The organism is Mycobacterium sp. E3339 (genome assembly GCF_001666915.1).
Lineage (GTDB): Bacteria > Actinomycetota > Actinomycetes > Mycobacteriales > Mycobacteriaceae > Mycobacterium.
This window is the reverse complement of the sequence record NZ_LZIZ01000149.1, coordinates 15955-34986: the sequence shown is the minus strand read 5'-3', so window position 1 is coordinate 34986 and position 19032 is coordinate 15955. Positions and strand designations below refer to the sequence as shown.

15 protein-coding genes are annotated in these 19032 nt (G+C 70.8%); 4 read left to right on the top strand and 11 right to left on the bottom strand.

Going from position 1 to position 19032, the window contains the following annotated elements:
- Window position 1: 1 nt before the first annotated feature.
- The 5 genes from A5702_RS13475 to A5702_RS13455 all read right to left on the bottom strand — a co-directional run bounded on the left by A5702_RS13475 (window position 2) and on the right by A5702_RS13455 (window position 4725).
- A complete protein-coding gene (locus tag A5702_RS13475; RefSeq protein ID WP_055398767.1) occupies window positions 2–343 on the bottom strand; it encodes a DivIVA domain-containing protein in 342 nt (113 codons plus the stop codon).
- A gap of 50 nt (window positions 344–393) precedes the next feature.
- Window positions 394–1371 (bottom strand): glucosyl-3-phosphoglycerate synthase, encoded by a 978-nt coding sequence (locus A5702_RS13470; RefSeq protein WP_067821321.1) that lies wholly within the window; start codon window positions 1369–1371, stop codon window positions 394–396.
- Entirely contained in the window at window positions 1368–2243 is an 876-nt protein-coding gene (gene folP / locus A5702_RS13465; RefSeq protein WP_068221340.1) for a dihydropteroate synthase, read from the bottom strand. Before folP ends, A5702_RS13470 begins: the two co-directional genes overlap by 4 nt.
- A gap of 97 nt (window positions 2244–2340) precedes the next feature.
- Window positions 2341–4125, bottom strand: coding sequence for a long-chain-acyl-CoA synthetase FadD6 (gene fadD6, locus A5702_RS13460; protein WP_055398771.1), 1785 nt, complete (start codon window positions 4123–4125; stop codon window positions 2341–2343).
- Between the two features lie 57 nt (window positions 4126–4182).
- Window positions 4183–4725 carry a TIGR00730 family Rossman fold protein gene (locus tag A5702_RS13455; RefSeq protein ID WP_055398773.1) on the bottom strand — a complete coding sequence of 181 codons (543 nt, stop codon included), beginning with the start codon at window positions 4723–4725 and terminating at the stop codon, window positions 4183–4185.
- Between the two features lie 60 nt (window positions 4726–4785).
- On the opposite strand from A5702_RS13455, the gene A5702_RS13450 reads away from it, so the two are divergent.
- Complete coding sequence (locus tag A5702_RS13450) at window positions 4786–6900, top strand: AAA family ATPase (RefSeq protein WP_068221317.1); 2115 nt, start codon at window positions 4786–4788, stop codon at window positions 6898–6900.
- Here the strand turns inward: A5702_RS13450 and dapE are convergent, their stop codons facing one another.
- A complete protein-coding gene (gene dapE, locus A5702_RS13445; RefSeq protein ID WP_068221315.1) occupies window positions 6901–7965 on the bottom strand; it encodes a succinyl-diaminopimelate desuccinylase in 1065 nt (354 codons plus the stop codon).
- 36 nt (window positions 7966–8001) lie between these two features.
- Here dapE and dapD point away from each other — a divergent pair, with 36 nt between their 5' ends.
- Complete coding sequence (dapD, locus tag A5702_RS13440) at window positions 8002–8955, top strand: 2,3,4,5-tetrahydropyridine-2,6-dicarboxylate N-succinyltransferase (protein WP_156349382.1); 954 nt, start codon at window positions 8002–8004, stop codon at window positions 8953–8955.
- Window positions 8956–8961: 6 nt separating this feature from the next.
- Here dapD and A5702_RS13435 read toward each other — a convergent pair whose 3' ends face one another.
- From A5702_RS13435 to A5702_RS13415, 5 genes are all read right to left on the bottom strand, one after another.
- On the bottom strand, window positions 8962–10257 hold the full coding sequence (locus A5702_RS13435; RefSeq protein ID WP_067821305.1) for an MFS transporter: 1296 nt from the start codon (window positions 10255–10257) through the stop codon (window positions 8962–8964).
- Between the two features lie 89 nt (window positions 10258–10346).
- Window positions 10347–11762 carry an acyl-CoA synthetase gene (locus A5702_RS13430; protein WP_068221313.1) on the bottom strand — a complete coding sequence of 472 codons (1416 nt, stop codon included), beginning with the start codon at window positions 11760–11762 and terminating at the stop codon, window positions 10347–10349.
- Window positions 11763–11791: 29 nt separating this feature from the next.
- Window positions 11792–12700 (bottom strand): alpha/beta fold hydrolase, encoded by a 909-nt coding sequence (locus tag A5702_RS13425; RefSeq protein ID WP_055398785.1) that lies wholly within the window; start codon window positions 12698–12700, stop codon window positions 11792–11794.
- Window positions 12701–12748: 48 nt separating this feature from the next.
- Entirely contained in the window at window positions 12749–15004 is a 2256-nt protein-coding gene (locus A5702_RS13420; RefSeq protein ID WP_068221311.1) for a CaiB/BaiF CoA-transferase family protein, read from the bottom strand.
- The gene (locus A5702_RS13415) at window positions 15001–16470 is read right to left on the bottom strand and encodes an aldehyde dehydrogenase family protein (protein WP_068221338.1); all 1470 of its coding nucleotides are present in this window, start codon (window positions 16468–16470) and stop codon (window positions 15001–15003) included. Before A5702_RS13415 ends, A5702_RS13420 begins: the two co-directional genes overlap by 4 nt.
- Window positions 16471–16669: 199 nt before the next feature.
- Between A5702_RS13415 and A5702_RS13410 the strand changes: the two genes are divergently transcribed.
- Window positions 16670–17845, top strand: a complete 1176-nt coding sequence (locus A5702_RS13410) for a cytochrome P450 (protein WP_055398938.1) — start codon at window positions 16670–16672, stop codon at window positions 17843–17845.
- The gene (locus tag A5702_RS13405) at window positions 17845–19032 is read left to right on the top strand and encodes an acyl-CoA dehydrogenase family protein (protein ID WP_068221309.1); all 1188 of its coding nucleotides are present in this window, start codon (window positions 17845–17847) and stop codon (window positions 19030–19032) included. Before A5702_RS13410 ends, A5702_RS13405 begins: the two co-directional genes overlap by 1 nt.

Sequence of the window (19032 nt, the reverse complement as noted above, 5' to 3'; positions counted from 1 at the left end):
TCTAGTCCTGACGCTCCTCGCCGCCCTCGGGTTCCCCGGGTTCGTCCTCCGCCGCCGCGGGGGCGTGCACCGCGGCCAGCTGGCCGCGCAGCGCCTCGAGCTCGCGGGCGAGCCGGTCCAGCACCCAGTCCACCTCGCTGGTCTTGTATCCGCGCAGCACCTGGGTGAACTTGACGGCGTCGACGTCCGCGCCGGTCACCCCGTAGGCGGGCAGCACCGTCGCGGTGGTCCCGCGCGGCAGGGGCGGCAGCTGCTCACCGCGACCGAACAGCAGACTCGCGGCACCGAAAAGCACGATCGCCACCAGCACCAGCACGACCAGATACAGCAACACCAACGCCACGCCGTCGATACTGCCCTATGCCACCGACACCGCGACGAACCAGCGTGGCCTCAGCGCGGCCGCAGGACCGTCATGGGCGGGCGGTCCGCCAGCGACACCGGCGACGTGTGCTGGGTGTAGCCGAAACCCTCCCGGTCGTCGGCGAAGAACTGCGTCAACCCGACCCCCGAGTCGGGGACCCCGCAACGCGACAGCATGGTCGCGATGACCTGGCGGCTCATTGCCCCCAGCTCGGCGAGCGGACGGTTGCGGTGGGCGCGAACCCCGAGGTTGACCTGGGCGATCGCCTCCAGGCCCAACCGATCGAAGGTGTCCAGCAGCAGGCCGATCTCCACGCCGTAGCCGGGCGCGAACGGCACCGACGTGAGCAATTCGCGGGTGGCGGCGTACTCCCCGCCGAGCGGCTGCAGGATGCAGCCAAGCTCGGGCCGCAGCGCGGCGAGCAACGGCCGGGCCACCAGCTCGGTGACGCGTCCGCCGCCGGTGGTGCCCGCGGCACCCCCGACGTCGCCGACCTGCAGCGGCCGCCGGTAGAAGCTCTTGACCAGGTGGATGCCGTCGCCGGTGAGCAGCGGGGCGACCAGCCACGGCACGAACATCGGGTGCGGGCTGATCAGGTCGGAGTCGACGAAGACGACGATGTCGCCGCTGGTGGCCGCGAGCGAGCGCCACAGCGCCTCCCCCTTGCCGGGCCGGACCGGCACCTCGGGTAGGGCCTGCTCCCGGCTGACGACGCGGGCGCCGGCGGCGACCGCGCGGATCTCGGTGTCGTCGGTGGAGCCGGAGTCCAGCACGATCAGCTCGTCGACCAGGCCGTCCACTAGCGGCGAGATGCTGTCGACCACCGATTCGATGGTGTCCTCTTCGTTGAGTGCCGGCAGCACGACCGAGATGGTCCGTCCCGCCTTGGCGGCCTCGAGTTCGGCGAGGGTCCAGCTCGGACGGTTCCAGCTGCGATCGGCCAGCCACGCGTCACCGGGCCCGGCGGCCAGCACGGCGGCGTCGCTGAACAGGTCGGACGCCGTCATGCCAGCCCCCTCACCGTGCGCGCCGGCGCCCGCCCACCCTGGATCGCGGCCACCATTTCCAGCACCCGCCGGGTCGCGGCGACCTCGTGCACCCGAAACATCCGCGCGCCGGCGGCCGCCGCCAGCGCGGTGGCCGCCAACGTTCCCTCCAGCCGCTCGGTCAATTCCACACCCAGAGTCTCCCCGACGAAGTCCTTGTTACTCAAAGCCATGAGCACGGGCCATCCGGTATTAACAAGATCGCTCACATGGCGCAACAGCAGCAGCCCGTGAAAGGTGTTCTTGCCGAAGTCGTGGGCCGGGTCGATCAACACCCGGTCGCGGGCCACCCCGCGGGCGACCGCGCGCTCGGCCGCGGCGGTGACCTGACGGATGACGTCGTCGACGACGCCGCGCGTGGTGGTCCCGTAGCTCACCCGGAACGGACGCGTGCGGGGCAGCGCGCCGCCGGTGTGCGAGCACACCAGGCCGGCGCCGAACTCCGCGGCCACCTCGGCCAGGGCCGGGTCGATGCCGCCCCAGGTGTCGTTGATCAGGTCCGCGCCGGCCGCGCAGGCCACCTTGGCCACCTCGGAGCGCCAGGTGTCGACGCTGATCAGCTGGTCCGGATAGGCGCCGCGCAACCACTCGATGAACGGGATCAACCGGGCGATCTCGGTGTCCGCATCGACCTCCTGGCCCGGCCCGGCTTTGACGCCGCCGACGTCGACGACGTCGGCGCCCTCGGCGATGGCGCGGTGCGCGGCGTCGCGGGCGGCCTCGTCGCTGAAGGTCGCCCCCTTGTCGTAGAACGAATCCGGGGTGCGATTGACGATCGCCATGATCAGCGGGCGATCACCGGCGACCGGGCGGCCGCAGAACGTCGACTGCACACGTCCATGGTGCCCGGTCACCGCGCCGGGCGCGGCCCGGGGATCGACTGTGCGGCCAGCCGCACGCTCGACGCCGAATGTGCGGCCAGCCGCACACTCAGCCCTTTGGGCGCTTACCGTCGGCCACTTCGTCGGGGTACTCGTCGTAGTAGGGCACGTAGCCCTCGTCACGGCCGGCCAGCACGTACAACGGGTCCTCAACGTCGGAACCGTAGGCCTGCTCGCGCAGCTCGACCTTGCGGCTCTTGAACGTCGTGGTGTGCTCGAGGGACTTGACCACCCGCACGAACAGCGGCAACGCGTAGGCGGGCAGCTGGCCGTACACCGCGGCGGCCAGGGACTTGCCGTCGAACTCCGCGCCGTCGCGCAGCTTGACCGCGGCCATCCCGGCGCGACCGCCGGTGCGGGGAATCTCGACCCCGAACACCGTGCACTCCTCCACGGAGTCGTCGGAGGCCAGCGCGGCCTCGACCTGCGTGGTGGCGACGTTCTCCCCCTTCCACCGGAAGGTGTCGCCGAGGCGGTCGACGAACGCGGCGTGACCCATGCCCTGCGGGCTCATCACGTCGCCGGAGTTGAACCACACGTCGCCCTCGCGGAAGGCGTTGCGCACCAGCTTCTTCTCGCTCGACTCCTTGTCGGTGTAGCCGTCGAACGGCTGCAGCCGGTTGACCTTGCTGAGCAGCAGGCCGGGCTCCCCCGGCGGCACCCGCCGGACCCGTCCGTTGTCGTCGCGCAGCGGGGCTCCGGTGTCGGGGTCGTACTCCACGTAGGCCAGCGGCATCGGGAAGACCCCGGTGGTGCGCGGCACGTTGAAGATGTTGATGAACGCGGTGTTGCCCTCGCTGGAGGCGTAGAACTCGCAGACCCGCGCGATGTCGAACCGGTTGGTGAACTCGTCCCAGATCTCCGGGCGCAGCCCGTTGCCCGCGATCACCCGCACCCGATGCGCACGGTCGGTGGGCTTGCGCGGCTGGTTGAGCAGGTACCGGCAGATCTCGCCGATGTAGATGAACGCGGTGGCTTCCGCGGCGATCACCTCGTCCCAGAACTTCGACGCCGAGAACGACTTGCCCAGCGCCAGCGTCGCCCCGGAGTTGATCACCGACGAGAGCGCGACCGTCAACGCGTTGTTGTGGTACAGCGGCAGGCAGCTGTACAGGGTGTCGGAGCTCTTCAGCCGCAGCCCGATGCCGCCGAACGCTGCGAGCGCCTTCAGCCACCGCAGGTGGGTCATCACGCTGGCCTTGGGGAAACCCGTTGTGCCCGAGGTGAAGATGTAGAACGCGGTGTCCCTGGCCTGCACGGCCGACGCCGAGGCGGGGTTGGTGGCCGGGGCGCTGGCGGCGAGGCGCTCCAGGTCTTCGACGGTCATCGTTTCCGTGTCGCCCGAGCCGCCGCACTCGGCCACCGCGCTGACGAGGTCGGTCTCGGCGATCAGGACCTTGGCCTTCAGCAGGCCCAGGCTGTGCGCCAGCACCTCGCCGCGCTGGTGGTAGTTGAGCATGCCGGCGACCGCGCCGCACTTGACCGCCGCCAGCATCGCCAGCACCGCGTTGGGCGAGTTGCGCAGCATGATCGCGACGACGTCGCCGTGGCCGACGCCGTGCGCGGCCAACACCGCGGCGTACCTGTTGGCGGCGGCGTTGGCGTCGCGGTAGGTCAGTTGCTGGTCGCCGAACCGCAGGAAGACCCGGTCGCCGTAGCGGGCGGCCCGTTCCTGGAACACCGTGCCGATCGACTTCTTCGAGCCCGGCTGGGCCAGCAGCCCGGTCCTCGCCCCCCGCACGATCGCCGGGAAATCGGCCAGCAGGCGCGGCGCCCGAGCTGCGATATCGGTCAGTTTGACCGCGGTGCGCGCTCCCCCGTCGTGATCGGCCACGTCATCCCTCGATTCTGCGTAAACAATCCGGCGGTCAGCCTAGTAGGGGCCGCGCACTCATTCGGGCGCGCAGGCCTCCAGGGCGGCGCTCACCTTGTCGACCAGCAACAACCGGTCCATCGCCGGCTGCCCGACGTAGCCGCTGTCGAGCAGCCCGCACAGCCAGGCCCACAGGCCCTCGTAATGCCCGATCGGATCCAGCAGGACGATGGGTTTGCGGTGCAGGCCGAGGTAGCCGGTGGTCCACGAGTCCAGCAATTCGTCGAGGGTGCCCACGCCACCGGGCAGCACGACGAACGCGTCGGAGCGGTCCTCCATGACCTGTTTGCGCTCGTGCATGGTCTCGGTGACGATCAGCTCGTCGGCCTCGGTGTCGGCGATCTCGCGGCGCATCAGGATCTGGGGGATGACGCCGACGGTGCGGCCGCCGCGGGCGCGCGCCGCGGTGGCGACCGCGCCCATCGCCGACACGCGGCCGCCGCCCCACACCAGGGTCCAGCCGCGCTCGGCGATCGCCTCGCCGAGTTCGGCAGCGACGGCGAGCAATTCGGGATGTTCCGGTCCGGACGCGCAGTACACGCACACCGCCCAGTCGCGCATACAACGAAAGGTAGACCAAGCCTGCTGCGGGCGGCACACCGCGCGCCATAAAATCCGGCGATGCCGATTCGATGGAACGTCCCCCAGCACGCGTCGGCCCTTCAGCGCCTGGAGGCGGCGCTGGCGACCGGCCGCGGGAGCGTCGTGCTCGGCCCGGACGGCTGCGGCAAGTCGACGCTGGCCCGCACGGCCGCCGAGGATTTCGGCGACCGCCACCCCGGCACGCGCGTGCGCTGGGTCACCGGCACCCCGACCGAGCGCGCGGTTCCCTTCGGCGCCTTCAGCCACCTGGTGCAGATCGCCGAGCTGGGCAAGCCGGCCGCGCTGTTGCGGGCCGCGCGGGCGTCGCTGGACGGCCCCGACCTATTGCTCGTCGTCGACGACGCCCACGACCTGGACATCCTGTCGGCCACGCTGGTGTACCAGCTGGCGCGGGCCGGCGCGGCCAGGATGATCGTCACCGGCCGCGCCGATTCGTCCCCCGAGGCCGTCGCGGCGCTGTGGACCGACGGCCTGCTCCCCCGCATCGACATCGAGCCGCCCCGCGACGCCGGCACGCCGGCCTCGATCGACGCGTTCCTCGCCGAGATACCCGAAGCGGCCCGGTCGGTGCTCGAGTACCTGGCCGTCGCCGAGCCGCTGGCGCTCGCCGACCTGACCGCGCTCACCTCCGCGGAAGCCGTTGCGCAGGCGGCCGATTGCGGGGCGGTGGAAACGCGGGAGCGCGGCGGGGCCTCGGACGACCCGGTGGTGTACACGGCCCACCCGCAGTTCGCCGAGCGGGCGCGCGCGGCCCTCGGCGGCGACGGCGCGCGGCGGCGGCGCACCGAGTTGGTGCGGCTGCTGTCGCGGCATCCCTCGGACCACCTCAGCGACCGGCTCCGGCTGGCCGGCCTGGCGCTGGACAGCGACGCCCCCCAGCCGACGGCCGAGGTGGTCGCCGCCGCGCAGCAGGCGCTGCGGCTGGGCGACCTCGCGCTCGGGGAACGGCTGGCGCGCGCGGCGCTGGAGCGGTCCGGCGGGTTGGCGGCGCGGCTCGCGTTGGCGCACGCCCTGGGGTGGCAGGGCCGCGGCCGCGAAGCGGACGCGGTGCTGGCCGGCCTGGATCCCGGCGCGTTGACCGAAGCCGCCCTGATGGACTGGGCGCTGCTGCGCGCGGCCAACCAGTTCTGGATGCTCGGCGAGCCCGAGCGGGCGACCGCGTTCCTGCGGACCATCCACGGCCGCATCACCGACGCGGGCCCGCGCACCACGCTTGACGCGCTGAGCGCCACGTTCGCGATGAACGCCGGCAACGTCGCGCACGCCGTCAAGGTCGCCGGCGAGGTGCTGGCCGCCCCGGAGGCCGACGACCAGGCCGTGGCCTGGGCGGCCAGCGCGGCGGCGCTGTGCGCGGCCCGGCAAGGCCGTTTCGATGATGTCGAGCCGCTGGCCCAGCGCGCCCTGGCCGTCGAGCATCCGGGGTTGCTGCGCTTCACGATCGGGCTGGGGCAGACCACCGCGTTGTTGATGGCGGGCAGGCTGGACGCGGCCCGCGAACTAGCCCAGCAGTTCACCGATTTCGCCGAATTGCAGCAGCCGGGCCGGGCGATCGGTGAGGTGCTGCTGGCGCATGTGCTGCTCGCCGACGGCGAATTCGACCGGGCCGCAGCGTTACTCGGCCCGGCGGCCGGCACGCTGCAACGCACCGGCTATTCGTGGGGGCCGCTGTCGTTGACGCTGCTGGCCACCGCCCTGGCCCAGCGCGGCGATGTGGCGGCCATGGGAAAGGCGTTGGCCAAAGCGGAATCCCGGCACGGAACCAAATCGGCGCTGTTCGCGCCGGAGCTCGGCGTCGCGCGGGCGTGGCGCCTGGCCTCGATGCGCGACTCGCACGGCGCCGTGGCCGCCGCCCGCGACGCCGCCCGGATGGCCGAACGCGGCGGCCAGCGGGCCGTGGCGTTGCGCGCCTGGCACGACGCCGTGCGGCTCGGCGACATCCGCGCGGCCGACCCGCTGGGCCGGCTTTGCGACGAGATCGATTGCGTCGCAGGAAAACTCGCGCTGGCGCACGGGCAGGCGCTGGCCGCCGGCGACGGGGCGGCGCTGCTGGCGGTGTCCGAGGACCTGGCCGCGGTGGGGATGCGCGCTGCCGCCGCCGACGCGGCCGCGCAGGCCCGGCGCTGCCGGGGCTGACTAGCCGCCGAGGTAGCCGCGCAGCATGGCCACCGCGGCGGTGATGTTGGCGACCGGCACGCTCTCGTCGCGCTTGTGCGCCAGGTTCGGGTCACCCGGTCCGAAGTTGACCGCCGGGATGCCCAGCTGGGCGAACCGCGCGACGTCGGTCCACCCGTACTTCGCCCGGACCTGCCCGCCGGCGGCCTCGACCAGGGCCTTGGCGGCGGGCTGGGACAGCCCGGGCAGCGCACCCGCGGCGGCGTCGGTCTGCTCGATGTGCACGTCCAGGCCGTCGAGCACCTCGTGCACGTGCTCGAGCGCCGCGGCCACCGACCGGTCGGGGGCGAACCGGAAGTTGACCGTGACCGCGGCCGCGTCGGGAATCACGTTGCCCGCCACGCCGCCGTCGATGCGCACCGCGGACAGGCCCTCGCGATACTCGCAGCCGTCGATGTCCACGGTGCGGGCACGGTAGGCGGCCAGCCGGTCCAGCACGGCGCCCAGCTTGTGAATGGCGTTGTCGCCCAACCATGATCGCGCCGAATGCGCGCGCGTCCCGGCGGCCGAGATCACCACCCGCAGCGTGCCCTGGCAGCCCGCCTCGATGTAGCCGCCGGTGGGTTCGCCCAGCACGGCCACGTCGGCGGTCAACCAGTCCGGCAGCTCGCGCTCGATGCGGCCCAAACCGTTTGCGGCCGCGTCGATTTCCTCACAGTCGTAGAACACCAACGTCAGGTCGTGGACCGGGTCGGCCACCGTGGCGGCCAGATGGAGGAAGACCGCGTCACCCGATTTCATGTCCGCGGCGCCGCATCCGTACAGGTCGCCGTCCTCGCGGCGGCTGGGCAGGTTGCCGGCGACCGGGACGGTATCCAAATGCCCGGCCAGCAGCACCCGCGACGGCCGATGGTTGCGGGTGCGCGCCAGCACGGCATTGCCGTTGCGGACGATCTCGAACCCCGACGTCTGGGCGCGTAGCGCGGCCTCGACCTCGTCGGCCAGGCGCGCCTCGTGCCGCGATTCGCTGGGAATGTCGACCAACGCCGCGGTCAGCTCGATCGGGTCCCCGCGCAAGTCCAGCACGGGTCCAAGGTTATCCGCTGCCGCGCGGCAAGTAACCTGACCGCCGTGACTTCAGCTGTAGGCATCGGGCTGGCGACGCTGGCCGCCGACGGATCGATCCTCGACACGTGGTTCCCCGCACCGGAACTGACCGAGTCGGGCACCGGCGGTACCTCGCGGCTCGCGCTGTCCGACGTCCCGCCGGAGCTGGTCGGGCTCGTCGGCCGGGACGACGACCGCCACACCGAAACCATCGCCGTGCGCACGGTGATCGGCTCGCTCGACGACGTGGCCGCCGACGCCTACGACGCCTACCTGCGGCTGCATCTGCTGTCGCATCGGTTGGTGGCGCCGCACGGGCTGAACGCCGGCGGCCTGTTCGGGGTACTGACCAACGTGGTGTGGACCAACCGCGGCCCGTGCGCGATCGAAGGATTCGAGGCGGTGCGGGCCCGGCTGCGCCGGCACGGCCCGGTGACCGTCTACGGCATCGACAAGTTCCCGCGGATGGTCGACTACGTCGTGCCCACCGGGGTGCGCATCGCCGACGCCGACCGGGTGCGCCTCGGCGCCCACCTGGCGCCCGGTACGACGGTGATGCACGAGGGCTTCGTCAACTACAACGCCGGCACGCTGGGCGCGTCGATGGTGGAGGGCCGCATCTCCGCCGGCGTCGTGGTGGGCGACGGATCGGACGTCGGCGGCGGCGCGTCCATCATGGGCACGCTGTCCGGCGGCGGCACCGAGGTCATCTCGATCGGCAAGCGCTGCCTGCTCGGCGCCAACGCGGGGCTTGGCATCTCGCTGGGCGACGACTGCGTCGTCGAGGCCGGCCTGTACGTGACCGCGGGCACCAAGGTCGCCACGCCCGACGGCCAGGTGCTCAAGGCCCTGGAGCTGTCCGGCGGCAACAACCTGTTGTTCCGCCGCAATTCGGTCAGCGGGGCGGTCGAAGTGGTGGCCCGCGGCGGTCAGGGCATCGCCCTCAACGAGGACCTGCACGCCAACTGAGGCCGGCTAGACCTCGGCGGAGACCCTGTCGGCGGCCGGGGCGGCGCCCAGCGCGGTTCCCCTGGTTTCGGGCAGCAGATACACCGACACGAAGCTCGCCGCGACGAGGCCGGCCATCATGAGCCCGACCGCCCACCCGCCGTAGGTCGCCAGCAACGTTCCCGCGATCAGCGGCGGCACGGCCGCGCCGAGGATGCCGGCCAGGTTCATCGCCACCGCGGCACCGCTGTAGCGGTAGCGGGTGGCGAACAGCTCGGGCACGAACGCCGCTGTGGGCCCGTTGGCCACCGCCGCGGCGCCGAACATGCCGATGACGGCGACCGCGTAGAGCACCGGCTTGCCGGTGTCCAGCAGCGGGATGACCGCGAACGCCCAGGGCAGGCACGCCGCGAGGCCGCACAGCATCACCCGGCGCCGCCCCACCCGATCCGAGAGCCACGCCGAGAACGCCACGAACCCCATGCTGGTGAGCCCGCCCAGGGCGCCGACACCCCAGATGAAGCTGCGCGAATAGCCCAGATGGTTGTGGGCGTACATGACCAGGAAGGTGTTGCCCAGGTAGACGAATCCCATCCCGCCCAGGAAGGCGCCCGCGACCAGCACGATCTCGCGCCGCTGGAACCGCAACAGCTCGGCCAGCGGCGCCTTGGGCACCAGGTCGCGAGCCTTCTCCTCGACGAACAGCGGCGTTTCGTCGATGTTGAGCCGCACATAGAGGGCGATGCCGATCAGCCCGCTGCTGATCAGGAAGGGCACCCGCCACCCCCAGTCCATGAACGCGGGGCTGTTCTCGCCCATGGTCAGGTTGACGGCGAGAAAGGTCAGGCTGGCCAGGATGCCGGCGGTGCCACCGCCGAGCAGGGTGAACATGCCGTACCAGCCGCGTTTGCCGGTGGGCGCGTACTCGGCGCTCAGCAGGACCGACCCGGCCCATTCGCCGCCGACGGCAAACCCCTGCATCAACCGCAGGACGATCAGGATCAACGGCGCCGCGATCCCGATCGTCGCGGTGCCGGGGACCAAACCCACGCTCACGGTCGATACGCCCATGATCAGCAGCGTCGCGACCAGCGTTTTCTTGCGTCCGAGGCGGTCGCCGAAGTATCCGAAGACGGCCGCGCCCAGCGGGCGGGACAGGAACGCCGTCGCGAACGTCGCCATGGCGGCGACGGTGGCCAGCGTCGCGCCCAGGCGCGGGAAGAACACCGTGGGAAACACCAGGGCCGCCGCGGTCCCGTAGATCAGGAAGTCGTAGAACTCGATGGCCGACCCGACGAGGCACGCGGCCGCTATTCGCCGCATGGGGGTCCTGGGCCGATTCACGGTTACGACGGTAGGTGAAGCCGCCCGGTCTTGCCCGGCGCTGAAGCTGGCAACTTCCTGCGTATGGGTCAGCCGTCGGACAGCAGCTGCTTCTTGAGCACCTTGCCCATCGCGTTGCGGGGCAGCGCGTCGACGAGGCGCACCTCGCGCGGCCGCTTGTGCACCGACAGCTCCTGCGCGACGTAGTTGGTCAGCTCGTCGGGGTCGGCCGAGCCGACGACGAACGCGACGATGCGCTGGCCCAGGTCTTCGTCGGGCATCCCGACCACGGCGGCCTCGGTCACCCCGGGATGCCCGAGCAGCGCCGTTTCGATCTCGCCGGCGCCGATGCGGTAGCCGCCGGACTTGATCAGGTCGACCGACTCGCGGCCCACGATGCGGTGCATCCCGCCGGCGTCGACGACCGCGACGTCACCGGTGCGGTACCACCCGTCGGCGTCGAACGCCTCGGCGGTGGCCTCGGGGCGGTTCAGGTACCCGTCGAACATCGTCGGCCCCCGAACCTCAAGGCGCCCAACGGTTTCCCCGTCGTGCGGCACCGGGGAGCCGGTGTCGTCGAGCAGGCGGGTTTGCACGCCGGTGAGCGGCAGGCCCACCCAGCCGGCGCGCCGCTCGCCGTCCGCGCGGGTGGACAGGGTGATCAGCGATTCGGAGGCGCCGTACCGTTCGACGGGCTGGTGCCCGGTGAGTCGCTCCAGCCGCTCGAACACCGGCACGGGTAGCGGTGCGCTCCCCGAAACCAGCAGCCGGGCCGGGCGCAGCGCGCGGGCGGCGGCCTCGTCGGCGACCAGCCGCGACCACACGGTCGGCACGCCGAAATAGAGGGTGCCCCCGGCCTCCGAACAAGCCGCAGCGTAGCCCGCAGGCGTCGGTTTTCCGGTGTGCACGAAGCGATTTCCCATCCGCAGCGACCCGAGCAGGCCCAGCACCAGCCCGTGCACGTGGAACAGCGGCAGGCCGTGCACCAGCACGTCGTCGGCCGTCCACTGCCAGGCCTGCGCCAGGGCGTCCAGGTCGGCGGCGATCGCGCGCCGGCTCAGCACCACCCCCTTGGGCAGCCCGGTGGTGCCCGAGGTGTAGATGATCATCGCGGTGGCGTCGGGCGACGGCTCGGGGTAGCGGTGCCACGACCGGGCGTGCAAGCGCACCGGGATGTGCGGCAACCCCTCCGGCTCGTCCGGCACCGGACCGAGCCAGGCCTGCACCGCCGAATCGGTGAGCATGTGCCGGCGTTCGGCGACGCCGACGTCCGCGGGCACCGGAACGAACGGCACGCCGGCGATCAGGCAGCCGGTGACCGCGAGCACGGTCGCGGCGGTGGGGGTGGCCAGGATCGCGACCCGGTCCGCGCCGGCCACCCGCTCGGCCACCGACGTGGCGGCGCCCACCAGGTCGCTGCGGCTCAACACGGCGCCGTCGATGCGGACCGCGTCGGCGATGTCGGTGGCGGTGACCGCCGCGGGATTCAGGGAAGCCAGCAGCACGTGAGCAGGCTACCCGGCCGCGGAGCGGGTCAGCCCTGCTCGTCCCAGATCTTGGTCAGGGTGGACAGGATCTCCTCGCCGCGCCCGAGCCCACCCAGGTGGCTTTCGCCGGGGAGCACGATCAGCTCGCAGTCGGGCAGCAGGGAGACCACGTGCTCGCCGTGCGCGAACGGCACGATGTGGTCGCTGTCGCCGTGCCACCAGCGCACCGGCACCTTGACCTCGTCGAGGCGGAATCCCCAGTCCTGGGTGAACAGGATGATGTCGTTGAACGGGGCCGCCAGTTGCTTGCGGCTGCCGTTGAGCAGGTCGTCGAGGAACATGGCGCCGAACTCCGGCCGGGTCAGCAGGCGCCGGTCGCCTTCGGGCGATATCGCGGCATACAGATACAGCGCCGGATTGGCGACCGGACGGATCATCCGGACCACCAGGCTCGCGCCGATCCGCAGCGGGTCGCCGCCCAGCCGCAGCAGGGGTGCGACCCGCTTGCCCAGGTTCATCAGCCCGCTGGTGATGCCCTCGTCGCCGAGGAAGGGCGCGACGCCGCCGAGCACGCCGAGGGCGACGACCCGGTCGGACAGCACCGCTGCGGACGCGAGCGCGTACGGCCCGCCGCCGGACAGGCCGATGACGGCCATCTTGTCGATGCCGAGGGTGTCCGCGATGGTGCGCAGGTCGTCGCCGAACGCGCGGATGTTGTGGTACCGGTGCGGCGTCGACGAGCCGATACCCGGGCGGTCCAGGCCGATCAGGCGGATGTGGTGGTTTTCGGCGTAGACGCGGGCCTCGACCGGGATCTGGCGGCGGGCGCCGGGGGTGCCGTGCAGCCAGAACATCGCGCGGCCCTGCGGGTCGCCGAATTCGGCGAAGCCGATCTGGCGGTCCTCGCCGACGGCGATGTTTCCTTCGAGCTTCGGGCGGGCGATCTCGATGACCATGCCAGCAGCCTCGCATGTGACGGGTCGTTTACGAAATGCTCACCGGCCTCAGGCGTTGAGCGGCCGCTCGCCGATCACCCTCTCGGCCCGCAGGTCCGCGACGTCGGCCGCGGACAGGCCCAGACCGGCCAGCACTTCGTCGTTGTGCTGGCCCAGCGTTGGCGGAGCGGCAGTGTGGTGGCGGGCCGGCCCGGGCGTGATGCGAAACGGCCAGCCGGGATAGCGGTGCGGTCCGGTGATCGGGTGAACGAGCTCCTGGTAGTAGCCGCGCGCATCGAGCTGGGCGATCTCATACATGCGCTCGCCGGTCATCACCCGCTCGGCCGGGATGCCTTGCGCGTGCAGGGCTTCCACGATGACCGCGGCGTCCTGGCTGAGGGTCCAGGCGGCGACCAGCTCGTCGAACGCGTCGTGGTCGAGCTGCCCCTCGTCGGGCAGCGACAGCGCCACCCACACGTCGTCCTCGTTCGTCGGGTAGACGCCCTGCAGGTAACCGCGCCGACGGTTGCCCTCCCGCCCTTGCACGACCCCGTTCATCGAGTACTCGATCACCGGTTCGGCGGTCACGGCGGCGGCGACCTCGATCTGGGCAACCTCGATCAGCTGGCCCTCGCCCGTGCGGCGCCGGTGCTCGAGCGCCGCCAACAGCGCGACCCCGGCGTGCACGCCGACGACCGGATCGGCCGGCCCCTGCGGGTTGCACGGCGGCCCGTCCGGATACCCGGTGACCGCCGACATCCCCCCGGTCTGCTCGAAGTTCAACGCCCACCCCACGTAATCGCGCCAGGGGCCCTGCAAGCCGAAACCCGGCATCCGGATCATGATCACGTCGGGCTTCAGCGCTACCAGCGATTCGTAGTCCAGACCGAACTGCTCCACCACCCGCGGTGAGAAGTTCTCCACGACAACGTCGGCCTGCGCGGCCAGCCGCCGGACAATTTCCAGGCCGCGCCGCGAGGTCAGGTCCAGCGTGAGGTCTTTCTTGTTGAGGTTGGTGGCCTGCCACAGGCCGCTGCGCTCGTACCAGTCGTCGCCCTCGAAGGGAAACGCGCCGGAGTAGCGAAAACCGTCGGGCCGCTGGATCGACTCGACCTTGAGGATGTCGGCGCCGAACGCCCCCAGGTAGCAGGTCAGATACGCACCGGCCCAGAATGTGCTCAGGTCGAGCACCTTCAGCTTCCCGAACGGAAGGGCGCCCGGCGTCCACGGAGACACCGAATGATGCGGCACCGAAGGGCCTTTGGTAAGCCGGAACGGCGGACCGGGGCGCAGAAATCCACCGGCTGTGTCGCTCCCGTCCCACCCGGCTGTGTCGCTCCCGCCCCACCCACCCGCGATGAAGAACTCGCGCTTGGCGTATTGCGGACAGTCCAGCACGGTGGCCCCGTCGTTGACCGGGGTGGCCGGAATCCGCATTGCCTGGCTCAGTTCGACGATCTCGGCGGCGGTCTGCTCGGCGAGCAAGGGCTCTGCGCGCGCATAAAATTCGGCGCGTTCCGGGCCGCCCAGCATGATCGGGATCTGCTGCTCGCCGAACTCGGGCAGGCCGAGCATCGCGCACACGTCCAGCCAATGCTGGCCCGTCAGGCAATTGATTCCGACCCAACCGTCGGCGGCGCGGACCACCCCAAGCATGGGAGCGCCGCGAGCGTTGGCGGGCAAGCCGAGGCTCTGCATCTTCTGGGCCATGAGCATGGGATACGGCAGCGTCGACAGCAACGATTCGAATTCCGAAACATCCACCTGCACAACATCATCGGAAGGGCAACGTAGGGCGGTCAACGCGCCCAGCGCACCGTAGGCACCCGCGACGTACTCGGCGATCCGCGCGCCCACCTGCACGGGCGGGCGGTCGGGGTCGCGGGCGCTGACCCAGCCCGAAGCCGCCTGCAGGGTCAGGGAGGTCGCCGGCCGGTCCCGCCACGGGCCGGACTGTCCGAACGCGGAGACCCGCAGCAGCACCAGGTTTGGGTTGATTTCGCCGAGGCTGTCGCGGCCGAACCCCCAGCCCTCCAGCGTTCCGGGCGGGAAGTTTTCGATGAGCAGGTGCGCACCCGCGATCAGCTCGCGGGCATCCCGAAACGGCGCAATTCGCTTGCCGGCGTTCAGGTAAGCGAACATGCCGGAGCGCTCGGGGTCGGGGACTCCATGCGGGAACGGGCCCCAGTGGCGCAGCGGGTCCCCGCCGGGCGGCTCGATCTTGGTGACCTCGGCGCCGAGGTCGACGAAAAGCTTTGCGGCGTAGGGGCCTGAGATTTCGGTGGCGAGTTCGACGACGTGGAGCCCGGCGAGGGGTCCCGTCATGCCGGGATCCCGATGGCCTTCACCTCCATGTACTGGTGCAGCCCGCTGATCCCGCCGCTCTCCCGCCCGAACCCGCTCAGCTTGAAGCCGCCGAACGGCGCGTCACCCGGCCCGATGCCGTTGACGGCGACCTGACCCGTGCGCATGCGCCGGGCAATCGCGACGGCCCGGTCCACGTCGGTGCCCCACACGGCGCCGGAGAGCCCGTAGCGCGAGTTGTTCGCGATCGCGACGGCGTCGTTGTCGTCGCGGTAGCGCAGCACCGACAGCACCGGCCCGAACACTTCCTCCTGCGCGATCGTCGAATCCGGTTGCACGCCAACGAGAATCGTCGGCTCGAAGTAGTAGCCGACATCCAGGCCGGCCGGGCGGCCCCCGCCGGTCGCCAGCTTGGCCCCCTCGTTGACCGCGCCGTCGACGTGGGCCTGCACCCGGTCGCGTTGCGCGGCGCTGATGAGCGGACCCATCTGGACGGCCGGGTCGTTGGGGTCGCCGACCTTGACGTCGCGGGCCAGCGCGACGAGACGGTCAACGATGTCGTCGTGCAGCGAATCGGGCAGCAACAGCCGGCTGTGCAGGATGCAGGCCTGCCCGGCGTGCAACGAGCAGCAGTCGAACAGCATCTGCTGCAGCATCTCGTCGGTCACCTGCGTGTCGTCGAGGATGATGCTGGCCGACTTCCCGCCGCACTCCAGCAGGAGCCGCTTCATGGCGTCGCCCGCGGACCGCATGACCTCACACCCGACGGCCGAGCTGCCGGTGAAGCTGATCATGTCGATGCGTGGATCCGTGGTGAGCAGTTTGGCGGCCTCAAGCCCCGAGGGGGTGACGACATTGACCACGCCCGGCGGGATGTCGGTCTCCTCGTCGATGATGCGCGCGAGCGCGAGCCCGGCCAGCGGCGTCAACGGCGACGGCTTGAGCACGACGGTGTTGCCGGCGGCCAGCGCGTTGTTCACCTTCATGACGTTGAGGCAATGCGGGAAGTTCCACGGCGTCAGGATCGATACGACGCCCAGCGGCTCGTGGCGCAGCAGCGTCGTTCCGGCGCCGATCCCGGTGACCGGCTCGTCGACCAGCTTGGTGGCGAGCTGGGCCGCGTGCATCGACATGTAGCCCGCGCCGTCGATCTGCATCATGCGCTCGTTGCCGACACAGCCCCACTCGATCTGGGACAACGCGAAGATCTCGTCGGCGTGCTTCAGCAGCGCCGCGCCGAGCTGATTGAGGCAACCGGCGCGCTGCTCGGGACCCATTGCGCCCCATGGCCCGTCGTCGAAGGCCCGGCGGGCGGCGGCGATCGCCGCGCCGACCTGGGCGACGCTCGCGTCGGGGGCGGTGCCGATGGCCCGCTCGGTGGCCGGGTCGATGTCGTCGTAGCGACCGTCCTCCGGCTCGACCCATCGCCCGTCGATGTAGAGCTGATAGGTGTCGACAAGGGATCGCGGAGTTTGTAGCTCGGTCATGCTTTTCCTCACCCGAACGTCGGTCATCTAACCACTTGGTGTACACCCATGCCCTGTTGCCGTCAATCACTAACTGCGCGAATTGCGCGCTATTTTCGCGTTTTGTGGCGGTATTGACAGCGCCGGGCGGGGCGGGTAGACACAAGGCCGCAAGACACTTTGCATCGATGTGTCGGATCGCCTGCTCAGGGAGGCCGCCGTGCGGACTACTTTTCCACTGCACTCCCCCGACTTCTACGCCGGCGATCCCTACCCGGCCTACCGCGAGCTGCGCGCGACAACGCCGGTGTGCTGGAACGACGTCACCAACTTCTGGGCGCTGCTGAAGTACGAGGACATCCGGTTCGTGTCGAGCAACCCGGCGCTGTTCTCGTCCACCAAGGGCGTCACCATCCCCGATCCCCAACAGCCGAGCCCGGTCCAGCCGGGCAGCCTGATCTTCACCGACCCGCCGCGGCACCGGCAGATGCGCAAGTTGATCAACTCGGGGTTCACCCGGCGGCGGGTGGCGGTCCTGGAACCCAAGATTCGCGAGATCGTGCGGGGCATCCTCGACGACGTCCAGCCCGATTCCGTCCACGAGTTCGCCGAGGAAATCGCGGCCCCGCTGCCCACCCGGATGATCGCCGAACTGATCGGCGCGCCGCCCGACGACTGGGAGCAATTCCGCGCGTGGTCGGACGCCGCCACCGGCACCGCCGACCCGGAGATCGAACTCGACCCCCTGGTGGCCATGGGTCAGCTGTTCGAGTACTTCCAGAAGTTGATCGCGGCCAGGCGAACCGATCCGCGCGACGACCTGTTGTCGGTTCTGGCCGGGGCCGAGATCGACGGGGTTCGCCTCAACGACGAAGACCTGCTCAACTTCGCCTTCCTGTTGTTGGTCGCGGGCAACGAGACCACCCGTAACCTGATCGCCCTGGGCACCTGCGCGCTGATCGCCCACCCCGACCAATGCCGCCTGCTGGCCGAGAATCCCGCGCTGATCCCGGGCGCCGTCGAGGAAATGTTGCGGTGGAACAGCCCCGTGGTCCACATGGCGCGCACCGCGACCACCGACGTCGAGATCCGCGGACAGCGGATCGCGGAGGGCGACGTGGTGGTGATGCTCTACGGGTCCGCCAACCGGGACGAGGACATCTTCGGGCCCGACTCCGAGCAGTTCAGGGTGACCCGGCACCCCAACCCGCACATCGCGTTCGGGTGTGGTGAACATTCCTGCGTGGGTGCACAATTGGCGCGGCTGGAGGCGTGCGTGATGTTCGACGAGTTGCTGCGCCGCTTCCCCCACCTGGAGCTGGTGGGTGCGGTTGACCGGATGCGCGCCACCATGGTGCCCGGCGTCAAGCGGATGCCCGTGCGGCTGGGGGCCTGATGGATCTGGAGTATTCGCCAGAGCAGGAGCAGCTGCGCGCCGAGATCCGCGCGACGCTGGAGCAGGTGATGACGCCCGAGCGCAGCGCCGCGATCGGCGAGAACATCGAGGGTGGCCCCGCCGTCCGGGAATGTGTGCGGGCCCTGGCCGCGGCCGACCTGCTCGGCGTCGGCTGGCCCAAAGAGTATGGCGGACGAGGCTTCTCAGCGATCGAGCAGTTCATCTTCTCCGAGGAGGCGCGACGGGTCAATGCCCCCATCCCGCTGGTGACACTGAACACCGTCGGGCCGACGCTCATGCAGTGCGGCACCGAGGAGCAGAAACACCGGTTCCTGCCCGCGATCCTGGACGGCAGCGTCGAGTTCGCGATCGGCTACTCCGAACCGGAGGCCGGCAGCGATCTGGCGGGCCTGCGCACCACCGCGGTTCGCGACGGCGACGAGTACGTGATCAACGGACAGAAGATGTTCACCAGCGGCGCGGCATACGCCGACTACATCTGGCTGGCCGCGCGCACCGACCCGAACGCCAAGAAGCACAAGGGCATTTCGATCCTGATCGTGCCCACCTCGTCGCCCGGGTTCTCCTGGCAGCCGCTGCACACCATGCCCGGCATCTCCACGTTCTACACGTTCTACGACAACGTGCGGGTGCCGGCCAGCGCGCTGGTGGGCGGCGAGAACCAGGGCTGGCAGCTGATCACCACCCAGCTGAATTTCGAGCGGGCGGCGCTGGGCAATCTCGGCGCGCTGGAACCTTTGTTCGAGCGGACGCTGCAGTGGGCCACCAGCACCGAGTTCGACGGCGCCCGCGTGATCGACCAGCCGTGGGTGCGGCTCGCGCTGGCGCGGGTCGAGGCCCAGGTGGCCGCCTACAAACTGGTGAACCTGAGGGTGAACGCCGCGATGACCAAGGGCGTGCTCAGCATGGGGGAAGCGTCGGCGGCCAAGGTGTTCGGCACCGAGCTCACCCAGCAGGTCGCCCGCCAGCTGCTCGAGGTGCTCGACCGCAACGGCGTGCGCCGCGGGCCCGGCGCGCCCCTGCGCGGCGCCCTGGAATCCGCGTACCGTCAGGCGGTGATCAACACCTTCGGCGGCGGCGCCAACGAGATTCAGCGTGACATCATCGCCATGGCCGGATTGGGCATGCCGCGAGCTCCCCGTGACCTTCGCGCCACCGCACAGTAG